The organism is Microcoleus sp. CAWBG640, assembly GCF_020883015.1.
Taxonomy (GTDB): Bacteria; Cyanobacteriota; Cyanobacteriia; order Cyanobacteriales; family Microcoleaceae; genus Microcoleus; species Microcoleus anatoxicus.
This window is the reverse complement of record NZ_JAHRFC010000053.1, coordinates 33,611-37,013: the sequence shown is the minus strand read 5'-3', so window position 1 is coordinate 37,013 and position 3,403 is coordinate 33,611. Positions and strand designations below refer to the sequence as shown.

4 protein-coding genes are annotated in these 3,403 nt (G+C 45.9%); 2 read left to right on the top strand and 2 right to left on the bottom strand.

Annotated features, from left to right (window positions below; genetic code table 11):
* A partial coding sequence (locus AAFP11_RS21895; protein ID WP_341738972.1) for an ATP-dependent DNA helicase RecQ occupies window positions 1-1,391 on the bottom strand: 1,391 nt, incomplete at its 3' end.
* Window positions 1,392-1,488: 97 nt separating this feature from the next.
* On the opposite strand from AAFP11_RS21895, the gene AAFP11_RS21890 reads away from it, so the two are divergent.
* Window positions 1,489-1,773 carry a DUF427 domain-containing protein gene (locus AAFP11_RS21890; protein WP_340550069.1) on the top strand — a complete coding sequence of 95 codons (285 nt, stop codon included), beginning with the start codon at window positions 1,489-1,491 and terminating at the stop codon, window positions 1,771-1,773.
* A 107-nt stretch (window positions 1,774-1,880) separates the two neighbouring features.
* Here AAFP11_RS21890 and AAFP11_RS21885 read toward each other — a convergent pair whose 3' ends face one another.
* The gene (locus AAFP11_RS21885; protein WP_341738971.1) at window positions 1,881-2,546 is read right to left on the bottom strand and encodes an L-threonylcarbamoyladenylate synthase; all 666 of its coding nucleotides are present in this window, start codon (window positions 2,544-2,546) and stop codon (window positions 1,881-1,883) included.
* Between the two features lie 75 nt (window positions 2,547-2,621).
* Between AAFP11_RS21885 and AAFP11_RS21880 the strand changes: the two genes are divergently transcribed.
* Window positions 2,622-3,403: LarC family nickel insertion protein (locus AAFP11_RS21880; protein ID WP_341738974.1), on the top strand; the 782-nt coding region annotated here is incomplete at its 3' end.

Sequence of the window (3,403 nt, the reverse complement as noted above, 5' to 3'; positions counted from 1 at the left end):
TAGGTAGAAAGTTGGTTGTGTTGGTATTGCAATACTTTTTGATTTTTAGATCCACGCAACACGTCTATGATGTGATTCATGCCAAATTTTTCTTTGCATCTAGCCACGCAGGAAAGAAATTTCATGGCTTCTATTGTGCAGTCTTCTACGGGTTTTTGATGGCAACAGTTATCGCAATTTCCACAATTTCCGGGGAATGAGTCGCCAAAATAACTTAGCTGAATTGTGCGACGACAATCGGTTGATTGAGCGTAGTTGATGACTCTTCGCAATTGTTGGCGGGCTATGCGCTGTTCTTGTTCATCGGGTTTTTGATCGATGATATATTCGATGGTTTTGACATCACCGAATCCAAAAAATAGGGTACAATGGGATGGTTCGTTGTCTCTGCCTGCTCGACCTGATTCTTGATAGTATCCTTCGAGATTTTTGGGTAAGTCGTAGTGAATTACAAATCGGACATCGGGTTTGTTGATTCCCATGCCGAAGGCAACTGTGGCTACCATTACTTGTACGTCGTCGCGAATGAAGCGGGTTTGGTTGGTTGTGCGATCGCTATCGTTCATGCCAGCGTGATAGGGTAAAGCTGGGATGCCACTTTGTTGCAATTTATAGGCAACTTCTTCTACTTTTTTGCGGCTGAGACAGTAGATAATTCCCGAACCGCCTTTTTTTTGGATTATTTGCAAAACTTCGGCAAAACTGTGCTTGGTTTTGGACCTAACTTCGTAGTATAAATTGGGGCGATTGAAACTGGCGACGTGGATGTAAGGATTGCGCAGGGTTAACTGCTGGATAATGTCTTGGCGGACGCGCTCGGTGGCGGTGGCAGTTAGTGCCATAATGGGGATGTCTGGGTAGCGATCGCGCACTCGTTCCATTTGTCGGTATTCGGGACGAAAATCGTGCCCCCATTCGGAAACGCAGTGGGCTTCGTCGATCGCAAAGGCCGAAATTCCCAACTTAGCTGCTACTATATCTAAGAATGGCAAAAATCTCTCGCCCAGCAAGCGTTCAGGAGCAACGTAGAGTAGTTTAATTTTACCTTCGAGAATTGCTGTTTCGCGCGATCGCACTTCCTGAGAATTCAAAGTGCTATTGAGAAAAGTCGCCCCAATCCCATTATCTACCAAAGCTTCCACCTGGTCTTGCATCAAAGCAATTAAGGGGGAAACAACTACACTTAAACCCGGTTTCAATAGGGCTGGCAATTGAAAACACAAAGACTTGCCACCCCCTGTCGGCATCACAATCATCTGATCTCGTTTTTGGAGAGCAGCTTCGACAATTTCTCGTTGTCCCGCACGGAAGGAGTCATAGCCAAAGAAATGTTTCAGAGCTTGTTCGAGGGTGGGTGGGACAGGAGATGTGGGCAGATTCGACCCTGACATTTGCAGTAGTTGGTTTGTGAGTTCTACATTATTCTATGCTTTTTGAGTACAAATACAGTTACAATAATTAAAATTCTTAATTTAACCAGAGAAACCGATGCCGAAAGCTATTTGGAATGGTGCCGTTTTGGCCGAGAGCGACAAGTGCGAAGTCGTAGAAAACAATCTTTATTTCCCGCCAGATGCCATCAAGCCTGAATATTTTAAGGACAGCAGCACCCACACTACTTGCGGTTGGAAAGGTGTCGCTAGTTACTACAGTATTGAAGTGGGTGGACAAGTTAATAAAGATGCCGCTTGGTATTATCCTACTCCGAAAGATGCTGCTAAAAATATTGCAGGCTACATTGCTTTTTGGAAAGGAGTTAAGGTAGAAGCTTAAGGCTTGTTTGAGTTAATCTCTTGATAGAACAGGCCATCCAGCCTGTTCCACCAAGAGTTAGTTTTCTGGTATTTTCAAAGCTCGAACAGGCGGGAGTTTCTGCTATACTATGACTCTGCCCAAGCAGCCGCAGCTTCCCATCCCAAACCGCGACGAACAATCACCGGTTCTTTGTCTGTTAAATCTAGGATGGTAGATACTTGATATCCAGGATCGGAACCGTCATCAACAATAAGATCTACCAATTTTTCCAAACAGTCAAATAGTTCAGCTTTGCCAAAGTTTTGTGTTTTGCTAGCGACAGCAGGTGCTTCACCTTCATCATCAGCAGTGATGTGAGCGGATGTGGAAATAATTGGATTTCCCAAGGCTTCCAATAGTGTAAAACAAATTGGGCGATCGGGAACGCGAATGCCCGTAGTTTTGCGTTTTGGGTTCATCACCAACCGGGGTACTAACTTGGTAGCTGGTAACACAAACGTATAAGGTCCAGGAATTAATCGCTTGATAATCCTGTAAGCTTCGTTGGTGACAATGGCATACTCGGCAATATTTGACAGAGAAGAACAGAGGAACGTTAAAGGTTTATCATTAGAGAGTTGCTTGATCTGCCGGACTCGTTCTACCGCAGATTTAGCATTGATATCGCAGCCGATCGCATAAACCGTATCAGTCGGATAAAGCATTACGGCCCCAGCTTTTAGGGAAGCTTTAATCTTCTCGATTCGGTCTTTTTGGGGTGTAACTGGATGCACTTCGTAAATAATTGCCATGTTATGATATTGCAGGCTAATTGGGCGATGGAAATATCCGCTGAAACAATCAATGATGAAAATTAATTGTTAATAATGAATAAAATAGCTTATTTTGAATGCCCAACCGGTATTGCTGGCGATATGTGTCTGGGAGCCCTCGTCCATGCCGGCGTCCCCTTGGAGTACCTAATTGAAAAACTACATTTATTGGGAATTTCGACAGAGTATCAACTGCGTACCGAATTAGTCCATCGCAATACTCAACAAGCAACTAAATTTCATGTGGATTTGATTGCGGATTTGCCGAAAAAAGCTCAAAATCTGGCTGCTGACTCTACCCTCGATCCCTCGGAAACCGAATCCCCCACATTCGATCGCACTCACCACCACCATCACCACGGTGACGAACATTCTCACCATCACAATGCTGGGGAGGCCGAAACTAGCCACACTCCCCATCGCAACTTGCCAGAAATTGAGCGCATCATCCTCTGTGCCCAGTTACCGGCGCGAGTGGAAGCCTGGAGTTTGGCCGTATTTCGCAAATTGGCAGAGGCTGAAGGTGCCGTACATGGTATCGGCCCAGAGGAGGTTTATTTTCACGAAGTGGGCGCTACGGATGCACTTGTGGATATTATCGGTACTTGTTTGGGTTTGGATTGGTTGGATATTGATGAGTGTTACTTTTCGGCAATGCCCACTGGGGGCGGTACGGTGAAAGCAGCCCACGGCAGATTGGTGGTGCCGACACCGGCGGTGATGCGTTTGTGGGAAATGCACCAAGTGCCGGTTTATAGCAATGGGATCGATCGCGAATTGTGTACGCCAACGGGGACTGCGATCGCCTGTACTCTGGCTTCTGGGTTTGGCCCGCC

What these genes read in the sequence shown, in the direction of transcription:
- AAFP11_RS21890 (WP_340550069.1), top strand. Translation starts at nt 1,489, where the DNA reads ATGCCGAAAGCTATTTGGAATGGTGCCGTTTTGGCCGAGAGCGACAAG.
- AAFP11_RS21885 (WP_341738971.1), bottom strand. Translation starts at nt 2,546, where the DNA reads ATGGCAATTATTTACGAAGTGCATCCAGTTACACCCCAAAAAGACCGA.